Origin of the sequence: Rubripirellula amarantea, assembly GCF_007859865.1 — a bacterium.
GTDB classification, from domain to species: Bacteria; Planctomycetota; Planctomycetia; order Pirellulales; family Pirellulaceae; genus Rubripirellula; species Rubripirellula amarantea.
Window position 1 is genome coordinate 1,164,178 of the sequence record NZ_SJPI01000002.1, and the last position, 19,883, is coordinate 1,184,060.

General features: G+C 56.4%; 24 protein-coding genes and 1 other RNA gene. 15 read left to right on the forward strand and 10 right to left on the reverse strand.

Annotation, left to right across the window (positions count from 1 at the left end; all coding sequences use genetic code 11):
• Nucleotides 1-80 precede the first annotated feature (80 nt).
• From Pla22_RS18055 to Pla22_RS18065, 3 genes are all read right to left on the reverse strand, one after another.
• A complete protein-coding gene (locus tag Pla22_RS18055) occupies nucleotides 81-278 on the reverse strand; it encodes a hypothetical protein (RefSeq protein ID WP_146516160.1) in 198 nt (65 codons plus the stop codon).
• Between the two features lie 87 nt (nucleotides 279-365).
• Nucleotides 366-749 (reverse strand): terminase gpA endonuclease subunit, encoded by a 384-nt coding sequence (locus Pla22_RS25985; RefSeq protein ID WP_146516161.1) that lies wholly within the window; start codon nucleotides 747-749, stop codon nucleotides 366-368.
• 201 nt (nucleotides 750-950) lie between these two features.
• The gene (locus Pla22_RS18065; RefSeq protein ID WP_165440729.1) at nucleotides 951-6,791 is read right to left on the reverse strand and encodes a GEVED domain-containing protein; all 5,841 of its coding nucleotides are present in this window, start codon (nucleotides 6,789-6,791) and stop codon (nucleotides 951-953) included.
• Between the two features lie 172 nt (nucleotides 6,792-6,963).
• Here Pla22_RS18065 and Pla22_RS18070 point away from each other — a divergent pair, with 172 nt between their 5' ends.
• Nucleotides 6,964-7,542, forward strand: a complete 579-nt coding sequence (locus Pla22_RS18070) for a hypothetical protein (protein ID WP_146516163.1) — start codon at nucleotides 6,964-6,966, stop codon at nucleotides 7,540-7,542.
• A gap of 217 nt (nucleotides 7,543-7,759) precedes the next feature.
• Here Pla22_RS18070 and Pla22_RS18075 read toward each other — a convergent pair whose 3' ends face one another.
• Both Pla22_RS18075 and Pla22_RS18080 read right to left on the reverse strand, forming a co-directional pair.
• The gene (locus Pla22_RS18075; protein ID WP_146516164.1) at nucleotides 7,760-10,027 is read right to left on the reverse strand and encodes a terminase gpA endonuclease subunit; all 2,268 of its coding nucleotides are present in this window, start codon (nucleotides 10,025-10,027) and stop codon (nucleotides 7,760-7,762) included.
• Nucleotides 10,017-10,421 carry a hypothetical protein gene (locus Pla22_RS18080; protein ID WP_146516165.1) on the reverse strand — a complete coding sequence of 135 codons (405 nt, stop codon included), beginning with the start codon at nucleotides 10,419-10,421 and terminating at the stop codon, nucleotides 10,017-10,019. Before Pla22_RS18080 ends, Pla22_RS18075 begins: the two co-directional genes overlap by 11 nt.
• Nucleotides 10,422-10,472: 51 nt before the next feature.
• On the opposite strand from Pla22_RS18080, the gene Pla22_RS18085 reads away from it, so the two are divergent.
• A complete protein-coding gene (locus tag Pla22_RS18085; RefSeq protein ID WP_146516166.1) occupies nucleotides 10,473-11,333 on the forward strand; it encodes an amidoligase family protein in 861 nt (286 codons plus the stop codon).
• Nucleotides 11,334-11,352: 19 nt separating this feature from the next.
• On the opposite strand, the gene Pla22_RS18090 is transcribed toward Pla22_RS18085, so the two are convergent.
• Nucleotides 11,353-11,565 (reverse strand): hypothetical protein, encoded by a 213-nt coding sequence (locus tag Pla22_RS18090; RefSeq protein WP_146516167.1) that lies wholly within the window; start codon nucleotides 11,563-11,565, stop codon nucleotides 11,353-11,355.
• Between the two features lie 56 nt (nucleotides 11,566-11,621).
• Between Pla22_RS18090 and Pla22_RS18095 the strand changes: the two genes are divergently transcribed.
• From Pla22_RS18095 to Pla22_RS18120, 6 genes are all read left to right on the forward strand, one after another.
• Nucleotides 11,622-11,882 carry a hypothetical protein gene (locus Pla22_RS18095; RefSeq protein WP_146516168.1) on the forward strand — a complete coding sequence of 87 codons (261 nt, stop codon included), beginning with the start codon at nucleotides 11,622-11,624 and terminating at the stop codon, nucleotides 11,880-11,882.
• A gap of 133 nt (nucleotides 11,883-12,015) precedes the next feature.
• Nucleotides 12,016-12,237 (forward strand): hypothetical protein, encoded by a 222-nt coding sequence (locus Pla22_RS18100; protein WP_146516169.1) that lies wholly within the window; start codon nucleotides 12,016-12,018, stop codon nucleotides 12,235-12,237.
• A 169-nt stretch (nucleotides 12,238-12,406) separates the two neighbouring features.
• Nucleotides 12,407-12,706 carry a hypothetical protein gene (locus Pla22_RS18105; RefSeq protein ID WP_146516170.1) on the forward strand — a complete coding sequence of 100 codons (300 nt, stop codon included), beginning with the start codon at nucleotides 12,407-12,409 and terminating at the stop codon, nucleotides 12,704-12,706.
• Between the two features lie 254 nt (nucleotides 12,707-12,960).
• The gene (locus Pla22_RS18110; protein WP_146516171.1) at nucleotides 12,961-13,239 is read left to right on the forward strand and encodes a hypothetical protein; all 279 of its coding nucleotides are present in this window, start codon (nucleotides 12,961-12,963) and stop codon (nucleotides 13,237-13,239) included.
• Between the two features lie 155 nt (nucleotides 13,240-13,394).
• Nucleotides 13,395-13,616, forward strand: coding sequence for a hypothetical protein (locus tag Pla22_RS18115; protein ID WP_146516172.1), 222 nt, complete (start codon nucleotides 13,395-13,397; stop codon nucleotides 13,614-13,616).
• A 162-nt stretch (nucleotides 13,617-13,778) separates the two neighbouring features.
• Complete coding sequence (locus Pla22_RS18120) at nucleotides 13,779-14,033, forward strand: hypothetical protein (protein WP_145273578.1); 255 nt, start codon at nucleotides 13,779-13,781, stop codon at nucleotides 14,031-14,033.
• Between the two features lie 31 nt (nucleotides 14,034-14,064).
• Here Pla22_RS18120 and Pla22_RS25340 read toward each other — a convergent pair whose 3' ends face one another.
• Entirely contained in the window at nucleotides 14,065-14,220 is a 156-nt protein-coding gene (locus Pla22_RS25340) for a hypothetical protein (RefSeq protein WP_165440730.1), read from the reverse strand.
• A 63-nt stretch (nucleotides 14,221-14,283) separates the two neighbouring features.
• Here Pla22_RS25340 and Pla22_RS18125 point away from each other — a divergent pair, with 63 nt between their 5' ends.
• The 7 genes from Pla22_RS18125 to Pla22_RS18155 all read left to right on the forward strand — a co-directional run bounded on the left by Pla22_RS18125 (nucleotide 14,284) and on the right by Pla22_RS18155 (nucleotide 16,446).
• Nucleotides 14,284-14,550, forward strand: coding sequence for a hypothetical protein (locus tag Pla22_RS18125; protein ID WP_145273575.1), 267 nt, complete (start codon nucleotides 14,284-14,286; stop codon nucleotides 14,548-14,550).
• 2 nt (nucleotides 14,551-14,552) lie between these two features.
• An RNA gene (locus tag Pla22_RS18130) (hammerhead ribozyme type II) lies at nucleotides 14,553-14,638 on the forward strand.
• 28 nt (nucleotides 14,639-14,666) lie between these two features.
• The gene (locus Pla22_RS18135; RefSeq protein ID WP_146516173.1) at nucleotides 14,667-15,149 is read left to right on the forward strand and encodes a winged helix-turn-helix domain-containing protein; all 483 of its coding nucleotides are present in this window, start codon (nucleotides 14,667-14,669) and stop codon (nucleotides 15,147-15,149) included.
• A 12-nt stretch (nucleotides 15,150-15,161) separates the two neighbouring features.
• Nucleotides 15,162-15,392 (forward strand): hypothetical protein, encoded by a 231-nt coding sequence (locus Pla22_RS18140; RefSeq protein WP_146516174.1) that lies wholly within the window; start codon nucleotides 15,162-15,164, stop codon nucleotides 15,390-15,392.
• 249 nt (nucleotides 15,393-15,641) lie between these two features.
• Complete coding sequence (locus Pla22_RS18145; protein ID WP_146516175.1) at nucleotides 15,642-15,881, forward strand: hypothetical protein; 240 nt, start codon at nucleotides 15,642-15,644, stop codon at nucleotides 15,879-15,881.
• A 10-nt stretch (nucleotides 15,882-15,891) separates the two neighbouring features.
• Complete coding sequence (locus tag Pla22_RS18150; RefSeq protein ID WP_146516176.1) at nucleotides 15,892-16,122, forward strand: DUF4314 domain-containing protein; 231 nt, start codon at nucleotides 15,892-15,894, stop codon at nucleotides 16,120-16,122.
• Nucleotides 16,123-16,125: 3 nt separating this feature from the next.
• Nucleotides 16,126-16,446 carry a response regulator gene (locus tag Pla22_RS18155; protein ID WP_146516177.1) on the forward strand — a complete coding sequence of 107 codons (321 nt, stop codon included), beginning with the start codon at nucleotides 16,126-16,128 and terminating at the stop codon, nucleotides 16,444-16,446.
• Nucleotides 16,447-16,455: 9 nt separating this feature from the next.
• Here the strand turns inward: Pla22_RS18155 and Pla22_RS18160 are convergent, their stop codons facing one another.
• From Pla22_RS18160 to Pla22_RS18170, 3 genes are all read right to left on the reverse strand, one after another.
• Nucleotides 16,456-17,784, reverse strand: a complete 1,329-nt coding sequence (locus Pla22_RS18160; RefSeq protein ID WP_207310408.1) for a DNA modification methylase — start codon at nucleotides 17,782-17,784, stop codon at nucleotides 16,456-16,458.
• Between the two features lie 96 nt (nucleotides 17,785-17,880).
• On the reverse strand, nucleotides 17,881-19,128 hold the full coding sequence (locus Pla22_RS18165; protein ID WP_207310409.1) for an RNA polymerase sigma factor: 1,248 nt from the start codon (nucleotides 19,126-19,128) through the stop codon (nucleotides 17,881-17,883).
• A complete protein-coding gene (locus Pla22_RS18170) occupies nucleotides 19,125-19,469 on the reverse strand; it encodes a YciI family protein (RefSeq protein ID WP_146516178.1) in 345 nt (114 codons plus the stop codon). Before Pla22_RS18170 ends, Pla22_RS18165 begins: the two co-directional genes overlap by 4 nt.
• Nucleotides 19,470-19,883: the final 414 nt, after the last annotated feature.

Here is a 19,883-nt window from a genome sequence, read left to right on the forward strand (position 1 = left end):
TGACAAACGTTTCAGCATCCGTGCTGTTCCTGTTGCCGTCCCCGGCAGCCCTGTGGTCGTGTTGTGAATTGAAAGAAAGATCAGCCAGCCGGCGGCGGCACGATCTTGTTGAAGCGAAGTCCGCGATGCGGCTTGGCAACGGCCTTCTTGCCGGCGAGATGTTTGTCGGCCGCGATCTGATCGGTCAGCTTGTGTTGTTCAACGCTGCCGGCATCGCCTGACGCTTTCGCCGGCCCAGTCGCGTTCTCGCGAATCTCGTCTTCGAGGTTGTCTGGCATTGAAATTCACTCCGTAGAAACGATCACCCTCCCTTTCTTAGCTATGCGATCTATCACGACGGTGTCCCAAGAAAAATTCTTGGGAGATCATCCACGGCGACGTTGTTGCATCTCTTTGAAGCTGATTCGCTTCGTCTTTGGAGCTCGCTCAGCATCCGTTCCGAACAGCAATGCTCCCTGCATCGAAGCACCAACAGCACATCCAACGAGACAATCCAACCAGTGGTTGTCGGGTTGTTCGGGGCGGGCTTTCCATTCGTCGACCGTTCGGCCGCGGCCTTCGGTTTTGACGAAGTATTCGGCGGTGATTTGTTCGGCGAACATACGGTGCTGGTCGGGGCGATCGCCGAAGATGGAAAGACATCCGTGGTCGCCCATCGCGACGGCGAGCCTTGCGTGTGTGAACGACTTCCACCAGTTCGTGTCGTAGATGATGTGGCGGATGGCGCGTTTGCCGTTGATGGACGGGATTCACCAATTCAAACCGACGCGATCACCTGAACGGCGTTTGTGTTCGCTGAACGGATTTGAAGACGCTCCGACGAAGCGGCCGTGCGAGGGTAGCAAGATCGAGGCGTGAGGGCTTTGCCCTCAGAATTAGTAAACGACGTCGGTGGAGTGGCCCCAGTTGGCATCGGGCGAGGGGTTTCAACGCGTTGGCGGCCTTGCGCATCAGGTGCGATTGGGGGCCAGAAGGCCGACAACTCTGTCGGTTCGTAAATCCAATTCAAGTTCGTTGATGGCCGCGTCCGTGCACTTTTCGTGCGGTGAATCGACCGCAGTGCTTGGCCGACCCGGCGATATTCGAGTGAACAGAACATCGGCGGTGACTGCCTTCGTTGAATCAAACGCCGCGGTTCCTGCCGGCGTATCGCACGGAAACATCGCGTCTTTGAAAAGATCGCGTCGATTCTCGGGTAATGACACGGGGTTATCCATCAAATCGACGGCAAAGAATTCGCCACTGGCGTTGTTTGTTTCGTTCGTTGATACTCGGTTGAGCTGGTTGATCACCCGTAGAGCGTCCAGTGCCGTTACGCTTCCGTCTCCGCTGACGTCGAAGTCGTTCCAATCGAAATTCTGCTGAGTCCGTTCAGGAAGCTCGCTTGTACCGCCTAATCGGTTGAGTCGATTGATAATGAGCAGGGCATCAAGCGCAGACGGGGTTCCGTCACGATTCACGTCGGTAGGTGTCAGCAGGTTGGTCCAATTGCGGTCGTTCCTCAGCAGGACAGTGCTGCCCAGACCATTGACTCTGTGCATAACAACACCGTCGAGAATGACCAAATTGCTTCCCTCCCATTGTCCCGAAAACGTGATGCTGTCGGATGAATCAACAATTAGCTCGACGGGTTCAAAATGACCGATGGCATCCGAAATACCTTCAGGTGTAATCGTGATAGTATCGGTAAACGCCTGTCGGAAATTGATTCGATCGACACCCGCAAGGACAGCCAAAGGCAAGTCAGAGAAATCAACCTGCGTCTGACCAGTCAACTCGATTTCATCATTGCCTTCATCCAGATCAACTTCAATCGAGCGGTCAACCATCGACTGGAGAGACAACATGGTCAGGCGATCGTTACCGTGACTACCGACGATGCGAACCGGTGCCTCTAAAGCGGTGGGGAACGTTGCAAGCACTCGCTCGCCGTCTCGGATCACTTGCTCTTGGGCTTCCGCTTGGATGCTGATGTTCATTGCGGGCGGTTCGGCAATCGACAAATTAGGCCAGGCAAACGAAAAAGATTCTGCGGTGGATTCACTTTCAATACGCCAGCGATAGTCTTCGACCTCACCGTCTTCTGCGAGTCCGAGCGGTGTCAGACCGCCCGCGGAACTGAGCCGAAAACGGGCGAAGGTCCAACCGGGCTCTGCACCGGCGGGAATGACGAAGTCAATCACGTTCATGCCGCTGCTGACCAAAATACTCTGGCCGCTACGATTTTGTCCAAGGTGTTCTTCTGGATGGTCGAAACGACCGTTGCCGTTGAAGTCGATCCAAGCATCAAGCATCGCATCGGCTGAAGAGTCGACAACGACCGTGGCAATCTGGCTGCGTGAACTAGAAACTAAGTTCGATACTAACACGACGCCGTCTTCGTCATCGCCTTGAGCGTCAATGTCGTCGCCCAGTGCTTGATATTGATTTTGCCCATCCGCTTCGGCATCAATTCGCCGACCAAGACTGAGTGTTGTCACCCGGTGGCGAGGCCCATCTTCCCACCGCGTGGTGCCAAATCGGTAAGGTGCATCGCCGTAATCGAAGAAGTCAAGCGTGTTGTCGCGGACGGTGATCGTCAGGTCTTCGTGAAAGACACGGGAGGCATCCGTTCGATCCGTCAACGTAATCCGCACGGTGACCGTCGGCGACTCTTCACGCAATAGAAAACGATCGGACTTCAACCGTAAGAAACTACGTTCAAGCTCGAATCGCGGATCATTAACACTCAGCCGATACTTCCCGTCGGCGTCGTAGCCGTCGGCCAGAACCTTGGCTACCGTAGCTCCTTCAAACCCCGACAGCACCGGGTACATTTGGAAACTCACGACCGGTGGCGGAGTTTGAATGACACCGCGATCGACAATGCGAAGCATATAGTCTTCGACTTCGCCGACCACATCAGGCCCACGTGGCGCGTCGTCGTAGGGACGCAGGCCACCGTTGGGGCTGATTCGGAACCTCGCAAACGTGTTGCGATCGACCACCGCCGTGCTGGGGACGGCAAAATCAATCAGCCGCTTGGCCTGGTCCACCGCAACGCTTTGACCACCGAACAAATGCTCTTCGGGATCGAAAACCCGGTTGCCGTTGAAGTCGATCCAACCATCCAGCATTCCTGCACCAGATGCATGAACACGAATGGTGCCCGCACCTTGGTTGCCATGCCAACGCACAACTTCACCGACGAACACCACACCATCATCGTCGTCGCCATCCATGTCCATGTCGTCACCACGACTGAAATGATCGTTCTGAGGACTAAGCTCCGAGTCAATCCGGTCGCCAAGGTAGAGATCGCCCACTAGGTTTCTGGCAACCAAATCCAATGGTCCGCCAAGATCGTAGAACGACGTGTCGCCGTAGTCGTAACGGTCCTTACGATTTCCAATTGAATCAAGTGGAGAAGTCACCGAGAACGTGAAAGGATACGTGAAGACGCGGCGTGGGTCCTCGCGATCCGTCAAAGTGATGTTGACGGTGAAGGCTGGAGCTTCAACGTTGTCGATCTCGAAACCTCGTTTAAGCGTTAAGTAACTGAGGAAAAAGTCAAAACGATCATTGTCAACCGACAGATCATATTTACCTGCCGCATCAAAACCATCCGCGATCACCTTCGTGATCGTCGCTCCCGGATCGCCCCAAGTCACCTCGCGACGCTGGTAAGTCAAAACAGGGCGAGTCGGGTCATGCGGAGGATCACCGACGCTGGGGCCGTCGTCGTCTCCATTCCAGTTGTTATTGGGGGAATAGAAGCGAACGGCTCCCAGGCCACGGACCTCATGCGGTCCACGATCTGCTCCGTAGAAAACTCGCACACCAACGAATCGCTTTTGATGAATTTCGACCGGGATAACGAATGATTCAGCTTCTCTTCCATCAATCCACTTTTGGCCCACGATGTCCCAATGCTCGTTGTTGAAAACGTCACCGATGCCAGTATCGCTTGCGAATACGCGGATGAAAGTCTCGCGGTGGCGTAGATCGCCATCAGTGGCAAGCCAAACTCGAATCCGATCAAGATTCGCGGCTATGGGCAATTCTGCCTTCACCCAATGCTGGTCTGCGGATGTTACTTCAGGTAACCATTGTTGGCTTTCGATTACCGTATTTGCATCGACTAACGAATCGCCTAGCACGACGAGTCGTGCTGTCTCGTCATTAATGCTGCCCCACGCATTGATCGGCTGAACTTGCTGAATTTCGTCGACCATGGCCGATGATCGGCCGTCGCCGTAACCGCGAATGAGATTAGACGCTTGTTGAACCGCGCCCGTGGTCGTATCGCGGCCGCGCCAACTGCCGTCCACCAGAACCTGATCCTCCGGGAAACTCAGTTCCGGATAGCGATTCCAAGCGGCGATGATGAAACGATCGGGAAGCCTTGGGGTTTGACCGCCTTGAGGTGAAAGCCAATCCAGATAGGGTTTGATGCCGTTGAAAATTACATCATGTCGCCATTGGTCCGCCGAGGTGGAACCGCCGCTGCCATTGACAATCATGCCGAACTCGCTGCCAAGCTCGGACTGCACGAAGTTCTGCATTTCAATTACATCGGGCCAGTCGATCGCAAGGTCTGGACCGATGAGGTCAACGAATCGGTAGTAGTGAACGTGATCTAGTTCGTGACCGACCGCTTGCAGTGCCGCGTTGAGTTGCCCGTAGGCAGCCCGGTAGTCTGCACCCAGGTCAATGAGATTGTCTTGAATCCCGACATCAATGTTCGGGTATCGCGCGCGTAGGAAGTCCACATACTGAACAATGTCGTCGATCCGATCGTGGAGCGGATACTCATTTCTGCCACCTAGGTCGGCCGGAACACGTGTTAACGGACCGTTGATTGATAGAGTGCGAACGCGAAGTCCCGAGTCAACCAAGCGATCCATCCAAGCGAAGTGCTCGCTCAGCAACTCCTCCATCGATTGTCCCGTCGCACGAATGCGATGATTCAAAAAATTGGCAGCCATCGAATTGATCGAAACGTTCACCTGATTGCGATTCAGGACAGGGGCGATCGTATCTCGCAAGACCTCGTCGGTGATTCCGTTCGCGTTGGTGATCGCGTGCTCATTCAAAGACAGCGTGTCGATCGCCCGCAGTGCATGTTCCCAGCCATCCGGTTCGTCAAAGCGTTGCAAGAAATCAGCCGGCAGGCCACCTTCGCGACCGAGTGAATTGTCCTGCATCCATAGCAACGGGGCTGGCGTGGTTTGACTCGAGTCAGGAGCGGCAAGAAACGGCCAGTCCATTGACGTTGCGTAGACGCGAACAGCTTGCATCGTTCCATCAACGGGGGTGCCGCCTGCTTCTTCATGAATTTGGTTGTTGCTGACAGCGACGTGGTTTGCCCATGTCGGAGAAAACTCGAGGTCGATCATCTGATTGCGATGCCGCGGGCGTGTGTCCTCAGCGACTTTCTCCCAACCATCAGGGTTCGTTGCAGGATTTCCCTCGCCGGTGCGACTTACGTAAACCGACGTAGTCATCTGATTCTGAGAAACGAAACCATCTCCATCGACCCACACCCGAGCTCGATCAAGCTCAACTGCATTTGGCATTGCAAGCATCAAGAAACGATCGGAATCTTCCCAAGCAGGATTCCAGCCGCTCGCATCACGCTGGATCGAAGAAGCATCAACGACCTTGCTCGCAAAACCAACCGCTTGGGCATCCTCGGCATCTGACGTTGCAGTGATGCTGTCGGGAAAGACTTGCCGAAGTTCCTCGATGACTTGATTCGGAACGGTGGGCTGGCCGATCAAAATGCTGGTGGCATCAAACACCGCAGCGGTCAACGATTCAACACGCTCGCGAACGATCGTTCCGCCCACGTTCGTTTCAACGTATTGGTTTTCGGGAACACTGCTCGCCGGGTTTGGAAACCAAGCCGCGACAATGATTCGATCGGGCTGCGAAACGGTTGCAGATTGCTGCAATGCCGTCACATAGTCGGCAAGCCCTGCGATTGATGCTTCTCGCCATTGCCGAGCTGACGAATTGCCGCCGCCAGAGCTTGTCAACATGAATCCGAATTCTGTCGACAGATCCTCTTTTACGAACCGCTGGATTTCGATCACATCCGACCATTGATAACTCTTGGGAGCCGGTCCGACGAAATCAACGGGCATATCCAAGTGAACGTGATCGAGCTGAATACCGATCGCGTCGAGCCGATTATCAAGTTCGCGATAATGAGTCCGCCAATCGCGACCGTGGGTCGGCAGTGCATCAATGATCCCGACATCCAGATGAGGAAAACGCTGGCGAAGTAATTCGCTGTAAGTCACCACATCGTCGAGTCGTGCTTCCATCGAGTAATCTTGCCATTGAGCATCACCGGGTGCTGTCTTAGAAAGCACGCTTTGAAGCGTGACCGTCTTCACTCGCAAGCCATCGTCTATGAGCGTTTGCAGCCAATCAAAGTGCGGCTGGAGAGTTTGAGATGCTGTCAGGGAATTGTTTTGCATGCGACGATGCAGCCATGTCGCCGCTCCGGTATCCACGGCGACGTCCACTTGGCTAGCATCGAGCACCGGCGAAATCTTGTTTTGAACTTCAGCTCGCGTGACACCGTCTACGTTCCGCCATGAGTTTTCGCGGATCATGAGTGTGTCGATGGCTCGCAGGGATCTCGCCCAACTTTCGGTGTTTTCAAATCGCTGGATGAAATCTGCAGGCATACCTCCGGCAAGACCCAAATTATTGTCTTCCATCCACAACATCGGACCGGCCGCGAGCATTCGGCGGTCTTCCAATCGTTCTAGACCTAATTGAAGTTTGGTACGATTCATCATGTTGTTGTCCCCGCCACACACCTGCAATGCTCCGCACATTGCGAAGAATCCTGGAATTCAGATGGAAATAGCTTACTTGTGACACCACTGGATCACTAGCCGATGACAAGTTTGTGACAATTTTGCGGGCCATCGTCGCGAAACCAGGATTCCGCCAAAATCTGCCCCAATGACTCGTTATCAATTCAGAACCGATCTGCCATACCCGAGCCGTTTGCTCAACGTCACGCGGCGTCCGATTGAAAACGGCAGCGATTCGTCTCTGCAACTGCTTCGGTTCGAGTTTGAGATTTTTGTGATCGAAGAGTCGGGTGACCGCTTTCGATCAACTGGGAAAATCGCCAGCCGAGACCTTATCGTTGGGTCAAAACTTGACTCGGGCGTCCAGCGATATGCCAACGCGTTGGATCTCCAAAAACCTGCAAACCTTTCGTCCTGGGTGAACGAGCGTTTGATCGGACGCTGGGTTCAAATCAGCTTCGCGGAAACCGACCCCACGGATTTTCGCAATCCGTTTGCGTCCATCGAGTCACTCGAAACGATCGCATCCGAAATTGTCGAGTACGAATATGAGCTGCTCGTTGATTGGTATAGCGTCTCGGAAGTTGCCGACGATCTGGGCCTGAGTTCGGCAACCGTGCGGCGAAAGCTCGCCGCCCTCGAACCAAAATGGGGCAAGCAACTGGTTCGTCGCACCAATGGCGGTCATCGCCGCATTTGTCTTCCGCTGCTGCGGAACCTTCTCTAGCTGATTCGGCGAGCCTTTGCGACTTAAAAGCCATGAAGAAAGCCAATGCGTGAAAAGGAGGCCGGTGAAATGTTTACTGGAGACGTTCGAGAGTCGAAATGGGACGGGGTTGATATTTCGATTCAATGTGGTTGTCGGCCAACAAACACGACACGCTCGGGTGGCGAACACCGGAATGTTCGATAATTTGATTTACAGCAATTTTCTGGTGGTAGACTTAACTTCGCTTTTTGCGTTGAAGATCCCTGAAACTGACTCGATCGCGTTTCGCAAGAGCGGCAACATCTGTCCCGAACAACAACGCCCCCTGCATCGAAGCACCGACGGCACAACCAACCAAACAATCGAGCCAGTGGTTGTCGGGTTGTTCGGGGCGGGCTTTCCATTCGTCGACCGTTCGGCCGCGGCCTTCGGTTTTGACGAAGTATTCGGCGATGATTTGTTCAGCGAACATGCGGTGTTGTTCGGGGCGATCGCCGAAGATGGAAAGACATCCGTGGTCGCCCATCGCGACCGCGAGGCGTGCGTGCGTGAAGGACTTCCACCAGTTCGTGTCGTAGATGATGTGGCGGATCGCTCGCTTGCCGTTGATGGATGGAATCCGCCAGTTCAGTCCCACGCGATCGCCGGGTCGGCGTTTGTATTCGCTGAATGGGTTTGACGAGGCACCGACGAAGCGACCGTGCGACGGTAGCAAGATCGACGCGTGCGGGCTTTGCCGGCAGAATTGGTAGACGACGTTGGTGGAGTGGCCCCAGTTCGCGTCGATCAAGCACCGGCCGATCTTCATGGCCGCGCCGTCGTCGCGTTGCCATTCGCGCCCGAGCAAGTCGGTGGTGAGCGAATCGAGGCCGGCGTAGATGCTGCCTTCGAGTCCCGTTCCATCGGTTGCGTTTGCCAACGTGTGTCGTGCGTCGCGAAGCGTGAAGTGCGGGCGTTGTTGGTCGGGGTAGGTTCCGTAATCGACAACGTAGCCGGTGAAATCGTCTTCCCACGCGGCAACGACGTAGAATAAAAGTTTGCCTTGCACGTCGATGAAGGCGGTGAGATGGTTGCCGGCGATGGGGACGGTTAGCCGCGGCATGTTGTTGATCTTGCCGGCGACCTGTTCCGGTGTGAGCTGGTCGGCGTCGACGGTCTCGGCAGGCAGCGGTTCGTTTTGGTACTCGGCGTAGAACGCAGCTTCGTCTTGGAGTTTGAGATTCATCGCATGTTGGATCGCCGACAATTCGTCGTGGTTGCAGCGTTCTTTCCACGAGACCTCCGCGCCGGCGTCCATCGCTTCACGGTTTTGACGATAGAACTCGGTGCCGGCCGCTCCACCATCGCCGGCTCTTAATCCTTCGCTGCGAATCTCGGCGTATCGTTCCCACAGCGTTTTGTTGGTGGGGAACGAGTTGACCATTCGCGTTCGCTCGCCGTTCCACTCGGGGTGTTTGTCGCGGTCAAGGATGTTGTCGGCCATGTCACCGGGGCGAATGACCGTGCAAGGCATGATGCCCGAGATCTTTTTGCCGGGGCCGGCGAGACCGAGCACCGCGCCGGCGAGGATGGCTTCGCGGTTCGCGCATTGCGAAAGCGAACGAGCAGACTCGTCGGTTTGCGGGTCGTCCAAAACCACCAAGGACGGCCGCACCGTCTTGCCATCCGGCCGTTTGAACTTCATGCCGCGGATGCGACCGGTGAGGCCGGCCACCTTGATGATCGCTCCGCTCGCTTTGCTGCCGGCGATCGTTGGCAACACGACCTCTTTGGCCGTCCAACCGATTTGTGTTCGCTTGCCCTGGTAGAGCTGGCCGTTGGCGCGGTTCGCAATTCCATCCAACGCTTGGATTGGAAAGCAGACCTCGGGGTAGTCGGCCAATAGTAGATCATTGGCGTCGAGTTCCGTTTTGATCGAGTCGAGCATATCGCAAGCGTGACCTTCGTCGCTGCCAATCAGACAAACGAAGTCGCGGTAGCCGTTGAGCACCGCCCAAATGCACGCGACCTCGGCCAACGAACTTTTGCCGGATCCACGTGCCATGGCGAGTGAAAACAAACCGCCGCGAACGACCGCCTCTTCGATCTTGCGAATGACTTTGATGTGGTCCGGCGACCACGAAAGATGAAACGTCAGCTTGAAATACGCCTCGCAGAAGAACTGAAAGCTGCTGGCGGCCTTCGTTTTTCTTTCGGCGTCCTCGACCACGGGCAGGTCGCCGATGTCACGGCCAGCCTGCGCGATCGCAGCGTTGCGTGATCGTGCCCGCTCTTTTGCGTCGGCATACGGGTCTTCGCTCGCCGGCGGTTTCGGTTTGTTTCGTTCTTCGAGTAGCCATTGGCTGAACCGGAGAAGATCGACGTGCTGACCGTCTCCGATGCGATTGCCGGCTCGCGTTCGATAGCGGTAGAGCTGCCGTTCGTTGATGACCTCACCGAGCGACGTGCTATTGAGCATCCGGCAGCACTCGCTCGGCTTCAAACGTCGGATGTCATTGGCCACGGTGCATCTCCTGCAATTGCCATGCGGTGTAGTCGAGGACGCTGAGGGTTCCGTCGGCGTTGGTCGGTGCGCCGGCTTCGATATCGGCCTGGATGTGCTCGATCGAAACACGCCGTTGGGCCGCGCCGGAAAGAACCTGGGCGAGTTGTTCGACCGTCAATGCGTTGGGGCTGACGGACGGTTTCTTGTCTTCCATGACGGGCTCCATCGAAAGGAATTGCGACACGGGCAACACGCCGGCGACTGTCGCAAGAATTGGCGTCGCCGGCATGGTTCGCCGCATGTTTCGCACGGCAAAACAGGGCCAAACGTGGCCGCGTGTGGGCGTGAAAAGAAAGCTGCGAATTACTGAAACATTGCTGCTTAGCTTCGCTTGAGGTGTCTCGAAACGCATGGCTCATGTGTGTCAACGAAACGAATTCTTCACCCCTTCGGAGACACAAACATGCACGCCAACGACATCGCCTTCGGCATCGAACTCGAAACCACCATGCCCGAAAACGACCCCACACCGATCGGCGGCTACCACAACGGGTTGCCGGTTTCTTGGCTGCCGGCGGGTTGGAAAGCCGAACGCGATTCGAGCATCATGACGCTCGGGCGCGGCCGGAAGGGTTGCGAATTTGTATCTCCGGTCCTTCGGGGGTACGAAGGGTTGCAAAGCGTCATGACGGCGGTCGACGCCATCGCGGCCCGCGGCGGCCGGGTCAACTATTCGACCGGCATTCACGTAACGGTCAGCTTTGGCAACGACGCCGCGGCCCTTTCGCGACTCATTTCGCTGATCGGCAACCACGAACGGGCCATCTACGCTTCGACCGGCACACGACGCCGCGAACAAAACCGCTGGGCCAAACGGATCAAAGACTACGGCAACAAAGACGCCGCGAAACGCCAATGCGAATCGGACCGCTACCACTTGCTCAACTTGACCCACCTTGCCCGCGGAAAACAACGCATTGAGATTCGGGCCTTCGCGGGCAGCCTCAACAAAGACAAAATCGCCGGCTACCTGCAACTCGTACTCGGCTTGGTAGAACTCGCTTTGAATAGCAAACGGTGCAGCGGCTGGGACTACGCCAAAAAGCCCGGCACCAAATCTTGCTGGGACCGACCGGGTGCCGGCGAAGGCGAAACGGAATTGAACCGGCTGTTCTACCGGCTCGGTTGGACGAAGGGTTGGTACAAGGGCGACCTTCGTAACAAACGGTTCGGCGAACTGACCGCCGGCGACCAAACCTGCGATTGGAAACCGGTCAAAAAGAAGCTTCTCGAAATGGCTCGCAAGTACGACCGGGCGGTTTAACCGCCGGCGGCTTGCCGCATCACCAACGCCGCGGTTTGCCACGCGGCGTTTCTTCGTTTTGTCGGCCGACGGCGGGCAACGTGTCGGCCAAACGGCATAGGTAATAGGTAGGGGCCGACTGTTTCGGCCGGCCCGACACGCGGCGTTTGTCGGCCACGTGGGCGACATCAAAAAACATGGAAAAACCCTGCAAATTACTGCCGGGATCGGCTTGCTGCGTCTCGAAACGCATGGCTCATGTGTGTCATCGCAAGACGGTTTTTCATTCACCCAAACGGAGAGACAAACATGACGGTTTCGCAATTGATTGAACTTCTCGAAGACTACCGCGAACAACACGGCGACGACTGCGAAGTGCGGTTGATGACGCAGCAAAACTGGCCCTTTGAAAACCGCATCGCCGGTTTGACCAGCGGCGCGGAGATGAACGAAGGCGACGAAGACTTCGACGACCAAGACGTTGCCGATGACGCGATGGTCTACATCGTCGAAGGCGGACAGATCTGCTACGGCAGCAAACGGGCTTGGGAAACTTGCCGCGATTGCTAGCCGCGGCCCGCGAAAAGAAGTTCGGAAAACATCTCGAATGTTTTCCGAACTTCGCTTGCTGTCACCGGCGACGCATGGCTCCTGTGTGTCACCGAAACGCATTTCATTTCCCTTCCGTAACGGAGACCCGAACATGGCCAACGCAACCAACCGCCAACGCATCAAAGCCGAATACACCGCCGCCCACGTCCGAGCGCTAACGCTTCTCGAAGACTTGCACCAACGCATCGAGGACACGCCGGCACCGACCGACGACGGGCCGGCGATCGGATGGGACGACGTTGGATCGCTGAAGCATCTTTGCGAACAACTTCAAGAATTGAAAAATCATTTCTCGCCGGCGGACGCCAACTAACCAAGACCACCGCGCCGGCGGCTGTCGCGAACGGAATCGCGGCGGGCGTCGGTCTTTTTGAAAACATGTGAAATCATTCTCGAACTTCGCTTGATGTGTTCCGCACGACATGGCTCCATGTGCGTCGTCGAAACAACTTTTCAAAACCACCTCGAACGGAGACGCCACCATGGCAACCACCAACGAAACCCAAACGCCCGAAACCACCATCCGCGCCGAGTTGGCGAAACTCGAATGGATGATTCCCGACGCCAAACGCGACCTCGCCAAAGCCGCCGAACGATTGGCCGCCCGCGGGATCGCGGCGGTCAAGGAATGCCACGCGATGATTGCCGAAGAACCATGCTCGATGGGTTGGACCGAGTTCGCCGAACAAGACGCCCGCCACGCCAACGAAGCGAAAGCAAAACTCACCGCGCTGTTTGAACGCCGCCAATTGCTGCAGTACTTGATCGACGAAAACGACTGACCGCCGGCGAGTTCGCCGCACCGCCACACGCCGCGACGTTCGCCCAACGCCGCGGCGTTTTCTTGTTCGGGCATGGTTCGCCGGCGAGTTGAAACGACGCCACACGCCGCGTTTGTCGGCCACGTTGGCGACATCAAGAAACATTCAAAAACCCTGCGAATTGCTGCCGAACTTCGCTTGAGCTGTTTGGAAACCCATGGCTCATGTGTGTCACCGAAACGGTTTTTCATTTCTTTCCACACGGAGACACACCCATGCGAACCGCAACCCAAATCAACGGCCGCCGCCCTCGCCCCAACCGCCTCGAAGTTTTGCAAAAGCGCTACGCGGCGCGGCAACAGCAAACAGCCAACTGCTGCTTGAAAGCCGCAACGCTTGACATGCTTTCGGAGCTGACCAAGTACGTCAACGACTTTGAACCCGAAGGCATCTACGCCCCCGAGGATGTCCAACGTGTCTATCCGGCTCTGCAACGTTTCTACAACGGGCTGATGGAATTGAACGCGGCATTTCGCGACGACATTGAGCGATAGCCGGCAGCGGCGAACGCCGGCGGTCGCGGTCATTTGAAAAACTTTTTGAATGATTGCCGACCGCCGGCAGATTCCGCTTGATGCGTTCGCAAACGCATGGCTCATGTGTGTCACCGCAACGGTTCTTTCCAACCCTTCCAAACGGAGACACACCCATGGCAACCGCCACCCAAAGCCGCCCTTCGACCGCCGACGTTCTTTACGCCCAAACCTCGGCATTGCTTTTGATCGAACAATTACGCGACGCGGTCGCCAACATGCCGCTGGCCGACGCGGTTTCGCGACGCGGGCTGGCCGAAACATTCGGTGAACTGGACGACCTGCACGACGAAGTCGACGGGTTGCTGGCGAAGTTCCAAAAGAATTTCAAAGACTGAACTCGCCCGTGTGTCGCGAGTTATCGCAGCATTTCAGAAACATTGAAAAAGGCTGCGAAAAGCTGCCCGAACTCGCTTGAGATGTTTTCAAAACCATGGCTCATGTGTGTTAACGCCGAACGGCAAAACCCTTTTTCAAACCCCTTTCTGAGAGACCAAACCATGGCTTTGAACGAAACCCAAAAGACCGCGATCGCCAACCTTCGCACCGAGATGCAAAAGCTGGACCCGGACGCATACCAACGTATCCGCGAAGACTTCTACCGAATCGCGGACAACCTCAAACCGCTCGCCGACGCCCTTGAAATGGCCGACGCCGACCTGGGGGCGAAGGCCGGCCCGCTTTTGGACGAACACTACATCTTCGCCCAAATGTACGACCTGCTTCGCCAAAGCAACCTCGGCGGGGTGGTTTAAACCGCCAGCCGCACGGACGCGGCACCGGCGGTCACGGCCCGCCGGTGTCGCCCGCTTGCCGGCATGTTCGGCAAATCATGCCGGCGAACAACTGCCGGCCACACGCGGCAACGTCGCCGGCGAAACAAAACATCGAAAAACATTCCAAGAAGCTGCCGGTCTTCGCTTGAGCTGTTTGAAAAACCATGGCTCATGTGTGTCACCGCAACGCCGCGGGAAATAACCCACCCACGCACCGGAGAACGAAACCATGGACTTTTCTTTTGAAGTTGAAAGCTACGCCGGCACCGTCTGGGTCAACGGACGCGACGAGGGCTACTTCGTCACCTTCCACGGCCGCGAATGGGAACTGATCACCGAAGAGAAATACGCCGAACACGGTGACCCGAACCGGCACGTCACGTACGACTCCATCGGTATCAAACGGTCGGATTGCAGCGAAGCGTTTGACCGCTGGTACGACATGTTTCGCCGGCCGGTCCGCCGACGGGTGCCCCCGATCATGCGTTGGGTTTGAAAAGCCGAAACGCCGGCCCCTTTCTTCAGAAACCTCGGGCCGGCGTCGCGGCGGGTTGGTGCCCGCCGCCTGACGATGGCAGCCAACCACGAATTATTCCAAACGGAGAGACGAAGATGAAAAAGGCAGACGTAAAAATCGGCGGCGAGTACTTCGCGAAGGTTACCAACAAAAAAGTCACGGTACGGATCGACGCGGAGAATTCCTCCGGCGGCTGGGACGCGACCAATTTGGCGACCAACAAAAAGGTCCGCATCAAAACCGCCGCCCGGCTTCAAGGGCCGGCCCGCGCGGTGACGACGCCGGCGGTCGGTGAAACGAAACGGGTGTTGAAGAAGAAAGCAAAAACCGAAACGCCCACCGGCGGCGAGAAAAAGCTTTCGTGCGTTAGAGCGGCTTTGCAGGTTTTGGAGACCGCCGGCGAACCGATGAACTCGCAAGAAATGATCACCGCCATGGTTGAACAAAACCTTTGGGAAAGCCCCGGCGGAAAGACGCCCCACGCGACGCTGTACTCGGCCATTTTGCGAGACCTCAAACGCGGCGACGAAAGCCGGTTTGTCAAAACCGAACGCGGCCGGTTCACGGTGCGAGCGTAGGAGGCCAGCAAAATGTTCATTTGCGACGTCCGACAAATTGACGACCTCGACGAAGGGGAAACGGCCACGCCGGAACCCGACATGGGATACGAACTGCGAACCATCGACGGTTCGCGATTTGAAACCGGCACGGTTGCCTCGATCGTTCGCCGCGGCGACGCCATCTTCGCGCGAACGACCGCCGGCGAAGAGTTCGCGGTAACCGGATCGGCCAGCCACGTGCTGGTTCCACTTTCTTTCTAGCCGGCGAACGCTTCGCCACACTCGCCCGACTTTGACCACGGTCGGGCGTTTTCTCGTTGGTGCGGTAACCAACCGCCGCACCGGAGCGATGCGACACGGGGCGTTTGTCGCGGCCGTTTGCCGCCGGCGAAAAACATTCGAGAACTTTTGGAATGTTTGCCGGACTTCGCTTGCTGCCGGCGAAACGTCATGGCTCCATGTGTCACACGCAAACCGCGAAACGATTCCTTTCCCAAACGGAGAAACGACATGAAGAACGACAACATTCAAACCCTCGCCCCGCGGCCGATCGAGCCGGCCGCGGCCTATGACAACGCTCACCAAATTTCACGCGACCTTTTGCAACACATCGAATTGCAACTCGATCGCATGTTGAAACCCGACAACAAAGCGCTGCGATGGACGCACGTCCGTGCTTTGAACTTGATCAACGCCCAGCTTTCCGAAGTCGCCGCCCTGGTCGACGAAACCAACAACGCTCGCAACTAAGGCGACTGCTATGCCAACCATCCCCAAGGCGGGCGACCGCGTCCGCCTGGTTTCGATGACCGACGACCCCGACCCGGTTCCCGCCGGCACCACCGGCACGGTCGTCGGCGTGTATCCACAACGAGGTTGGATGCAAGTCGATGTCGATTGGGACAGCGGCCGGTCATTGATGCTTTCCATTCCACCGGATGTTGTCGCCATGATCGACGACACGCCGACAACTCAACGCCACGGAGATTGATCCATGTCCACAAGAGCCATCCTCGCCATCCGGTTGCCGGACGAAACCATCGTCGCAACTTACCTGCACTTCGACGGCTACCCTGACCACGTGATGCCGATTCTGACAACCGGCTACGTCGATCCCGACGAAGCCATCGAATTGATCCAGGCCGGCGAGATTCGATCGCTTTTGCCTCGGCCGGCGTTGCCGGAGTATTTTGAGACCAGCCGGCAAACCAACGAACTGAAATCCGCAGCGGAACTGCCGGCGTTGGCTCGATATTTGAACGCCGAGCATGTTTACCTGATGAACGAAAATGGTTGGACGCATCAGAAAGCTTGACACCGTCGCTCATCGCATATTCTCCTCGCGAGCGCCGACCGGGATCGGCGACTCGCCGGTGCGTTCGAGTACGGCTTTCTTGCCGGTGAAGCGTTGGAAGCGATCGACGATCACGTCGCAGTACGGCGGATCGAGTTCCATCAAGAACGCCTTGCGCCCGATCTGTTCGGCTCCGATCAAGGTCGAGCCGCTACCGCCGAACAAATCGAGCACGTTGTCGCCCTTGCGTGACGAATACAGCATCGCCTTGACCGCCAGTTCGGCGGGCTTGCCGGTGAGATGTTCCAACTGTTGCGGCGGAATCTTTTTCACATGCCACAGATCGGTTGCGTTGTTCGGCCCGAAGTACTTGTGTCCGGCCCCTTCACGCCAACCGTAGAACGCCCACTCGTGAGCCCCCATGAAGTCCTTTCGCGTCATCACGGGATGCATCTTGTCCCAAATGATCGCTTGCGAAAAATACAGCCCGTTCGATGAAAGCACCGGCGGGTAGTTCGCAATGTTCGAGAACCCACCCCAGATGTAAAAGCACCGGCCGGGTTCCAGGACGCGAGCGATGTTGCCGAACCAGGCTTTCAACAGCCGGTCAAACTCATCGTCGGACACAAAGTCGTTTTCAAGTGGCCGATCCTTCGCCCGCATCTTCTTTGGGCCCTCTTTCGTCTTGCCCTTGCCGGCCTCGAACGAACTATTGCCGGCCGCGATCGCGTTTTTGCTTCGCGGTTCGACTTTCACGTTGTACGGCGGGTCGGTATTGCATAATTGAATCTTTGCGCCGGCCAAAAGTTTGTCGAGGTCTTCGACGCTGGTCGAATCGCCGCACATCAATCGGTGGTCACCGAGGATCCAAATGTCGCCGCGCTGCGTGATCGCTTCGTCGGGCGGTTCGGGAACGTCGTCGGGATCGGTCAATCCCTGACCGACGCCGGGGTCGAGCAACTTCGCCAGTTCGTCGGAATCAAACCCGAGCAACTCACAGTCGAAACCGCTGTCTTGCAACGCACCGATCTCAAGCGGCAGCAATTCAAAATCCCACTCCGCGTTTTCGCCGGTGCGGTTGTCGGCAATCCGGTACGCACGAACCGCCTCGGGTTCCATGTCAATCGCGACGTGAACCGGGACTTCGGTTAGGTTCAAAACCTTGGCAGCTTTGAATCGCGTGTGGCCGACGATGATGACGCCGGCCGTGTCGACAACGATCGGTTGGCGAAAACCGAACTCGTTGATGCTTTGCACGACGTCGGCGACCGCGTCGTCGTTGATGCGAGGATTGTTTTCGTAAGGCTTGATCCGATCAAGCGTCCACATTTCGACCTGCATGGCAGAGTCCTTTTCCAAAGGGGAAGAAACGGAAAAGGGTCGGTCGCTGGGTGGTTGGTTAGATGTTTGGGTGGTTGGCTTCGTTGAATCGGTCGTGATTTTGACGGGATGTAATTACGGACGAATGCGGTCGAACCTCCGCTGAATTAACTTGCCGATTGCGGCCGTTGGAGCGGTTGCGATCGCGGTTTCATAAAACCCGATCGCAATCTGCGGCTGTCCGCATCTGAAATGCAAGTCAGCGGATACCGCGGACCACATGTATGATCCGGCTAGCCAACTCGGTGGTCGAAACCGGTTTAGAAACTCGAGTCCCAACGCGGGGCCGTCGTTCTCCGCGATCGCGAGTGCGTGATTCAAACGATGAACGGGAACATCAACGAAGCTCGCAAGTACCGAATAGTTTTTGACGATATGATCCCAACGAGTCTCCGCAAACGAAGGTGACAAACAGTGGGCGGCAGCAATCCCGGCTTCACAGTGATAACGACTGAAATGTTCGCCGGCGGATGACTTCTCGAGCCAAAGCATTCCCTGCGAAATCAACTTTCGGTCCCACTTGGTTCGATCTTGTTCCTCAAGCAAAAGCAAACCGCCGGTGTGATCCTGACGGCCATTCAGACGAGCGGCATTGAACAGCATCAGAGCAATCAAAGCCGACGTCTCAGGGTGGTCGCCGTCGCGGTGGCTCGCGAGAACCAATGCGAGCCGAATTGCCTCGTTGCATAGTTCGATCCGAATCGAACTTTCGGCATCGACCGATAGGTATCCTTCGGTGAATAGCAGATAGATTACTCGCTGGACCGAGGGCATTCGGATCGTGAATTCGTCGGTCGTCAAGTCAACGTCTGCGAGTCTTGTTTGACGCAGACTCGTTTTCGCTCGCGAGATTCTCTTGTAGATGCTTTCTTCATTGGCAAATAATCGGACCGCAATCTCCTTCACGCTGAAACCACAAAGGGTCTTGAGCGTGAAGGCCAGACGAGACTCCTCAGGCACGACGTCGTCGCAACATAAAAACAGCATGCGAAGCAGACACCTATTGTGTTCGTCATCGTCGGTGCTGCCACCCGAATGATTGGCGTCGATTGTCTTCGCGTAATCTTCTGCCAGTAGTTGTCGTCGTCGATTCGTCTTCCGCAGATCGCCGAGCAACTGATTTCGGGCGACTCGATAAAGCCAGGCCGATGGGTTGTCGGGAGAGCCGTGGAGCGGCCATTGTTCCACTGCTGTAAGCATCGCAGCTTGAACCGCGTCCTCGACATCCACGAGATGCCGGATGCCAAGGTCGCAGGTGAGAATCGCAACGAGTCTTGCGTGTTCGTGCCGGAAAGAATCTTCGCCGAGCGGTGTCGATGTCATCCCTGATGGATCTCTCGAACCTCCACGCTGGAACCGGGCATCATGGTTCCCGGACTTTCCTGAGCAACCTGCATTGCTTCGGCGAGCGACTCTGCTTCAACGATCATGAAGCCACCCGCAATTTCTTTGACTTCGACGAACGGGCCATCGGTTTTGCCTTCGGCGGTGACCACGGCTCCCGTCCCAAGCTTGCCTCCCATGTCGATGATGTTTTTTTCAAACTTTTCTCGCCATTGGTTGAAGGCTGCGTACATCTGCTCCATTTCAGACGGTGATGGGCTCGTTTGGGATTCGCCGGCTGGGGCACTCCGCTGAATGCATAGGTAAAGTTTCTTGGTCATTTTTTGTCCTCGTGGAAAAGGGATGGGTGGAAAGAGTTCCCATTTCGGTCATGACGCGCAACTCGCGTCAGTCTGGACACTCCGATCAACATTTTTGCAGAAAAGTTACGTCGACGCCTCCCGGCACCGTTCGGACAAGCGAAACAAACTGTGTCTAATACCGCCGCTGTTCCCGCGGCCCTGACCAGCGATGCGTTCCGCCGGGAGTACCTAATCGTTGCCGGCGGCCGAGTGCAGGCGGTTGTGGCTGGACTTCTTTCATCTTTCACCCCCGTCTCGCCCCGACCCGCTCAGAGACCAAAAATGACGTGAGTGGGGGTAAAGGGGTGAATGAGTGAAAGAAGAAGAATATCTCTCTCTTTTACTACGTTTAGCCCTCAACCTCTTTCTCCCTTGTTTCCCCTTCGTTCAATC

What these genes read in the sequence shown, in the direction of transcription:
- Pla22_RS18055 (WP_146516160.1), bottom strand. Translation starts at nt 278, where the DNA reads ATGCCAGACAACCTCGAAGACGAGATTCGCGAGAACGCGACTGGGCCG.
- Pla22_RS18065 (WP_165440729.1), bottom strand. Translation starts at nt 6,791, where the DNA reads ATGAATCGTACCAAACTTCAATTAGGTCTAGAACGATTGGAAGACCGC.
- Pla22_RS18070 (WP_146516163.1), top strand. Translation starts at nt 6,964, where the DNA reads ATGACTCGTTATCAATTCAGAACCGATCTGCCATACCCGAGCCGTTTG.
- Pla22_RS18080 (WP_146516165.1), bottom strand. Translation starts at nt 10,421, where the DNA reads ATGCGTTTCGAGACACCTCAAGCGAAGCTAAGCAGCAATGTTTCAGTA.
- Pla22_RS18085 (WP_146516166.1), top strand. Translation starts at nt 10,473, where the DNA reads ATGCACGCCAACGACATCGCCTTCGGCATCGAACTCGAAACCACCATG.
- Pla22_RS18090 (WP_146516167.1), bottom strand. Translation starts at nt 11,565, where the DNA reads ATGCGTTTCGAGACGCAGCAAGCCGATCCCGGCAGTAATTTGCAGGGT.
- Pla22_RS18095 (WP_146516168.1), top strand. Translation starts at nt 11,622, where the DNA reads ATGACGGTTTCGCAATTGATTGAACTTCTCGAAGACTACCGCGAACAA.
- Pla22_RS18100 (WP_146516169.1), top strand. Translation starts at nt 12,016, where the DNA reads ATGGCCAACGCAACCAACCGCCAACGCATCAAAGCCGAATACACCGCC.
- Pla22_RS18105 (WP_146516170.1), top strand. Translation starts at nt 12,407, where the DNA reads ATGGCAACCACCAACGAAACCCAAACGCCCGAAACCACCATCCGCGCC.
- Pla22_RS18110 (WP_146516171.1), top strand. Translation starts at nt 12,961, where the DNA reads ATGCGAACCGCAACCCAAATCAACGGCCGCCGCCCTCGCCCCAACCGC.
- Pla22_RS18115 (WP_146516172.1), top strand. Translation starts at nt 13,395, where the DNA reads ATGGCAACCGCCACCCAAAGCCGCCCTTCGACCGCCGACGTTCTTTAC.
- Pla22_RS18120 (WP_145273578.1), top strand. Translation starts at nt 13,779, where the DNA reads ATGGCTTTGAACGAAACCCAAAAGACCGCGATCGCCAACCTTCGCACC.
- Pla22_RS25340 (WP_165440730.1), bottom strand. Translation starts at nt 14,220, where the DNA reads ATGGTTTTTCAAACAGCTCAAGCGAAGACCGGCAGCTTCTTGGAATGT.
- Pla22_RS18125 (WP_145273575.1), top strand. Translation starts at nt 14,284, where the DNA reads ATGGACTTTTCTTTTGAAGTTGAAAGCTACGCCGGCACCGTCTGGGTC.
- Pla22_RS18135 (WP_146516173.1), top strand. Translation starts at nt 14,667, where the DNA reads ATGAAAAAGGCAGACGTAAAAATCGGCGGCGAGTACTTCGCGAAGGTT.
- Pla22_RS18140 (WP_146516174.1), top strand. Translation starts at nt 15,162, where the DNA reads ATGTTCATTTGCGACGTCCGACAAATTGACGACCTCGACGAAGGGGAA.
- Pla22_RS18145 (WP_146516175.1), top strand. Translation starts at nt 15,642, where the DNA reads ATGAAGAACGACAACATTCAAACCCTCGCCCCGCGGCCGATCGAGCCG.
- Pla22_RS18150 (WP_146516176.1), top strand. Translation starts at nt 15,892, where the DNA reads ATGCCAACCATCCCCAAGGCGGGCGACCGCGTCCGCCTGGTTTCGATG.
- Pla22_RS18155 (WP_146516177.1), top strand. Translation starts at nt 16,126, where the DNA reads ATGTCCACAAGAGCCATCCTCGCCATCCGGTTGCCGGACGAAACCATC.
- Pla22_RS18165 (WP_207310409.1), bottom strand. Translation starts at nt 19,128, where the DNA reads ATGACATCGACACCGCTCGGCGAAGATTCTTTCCGGCACGAACACGCA.
- Pla22_RS18170 (WP_146516178.1), bottom strand. Translation starts at nt 19,469, where the DNA reads ATGACCAAGAAACTTTACCTATGCATTCAGCGGAGTGCCCCAGCCGGC.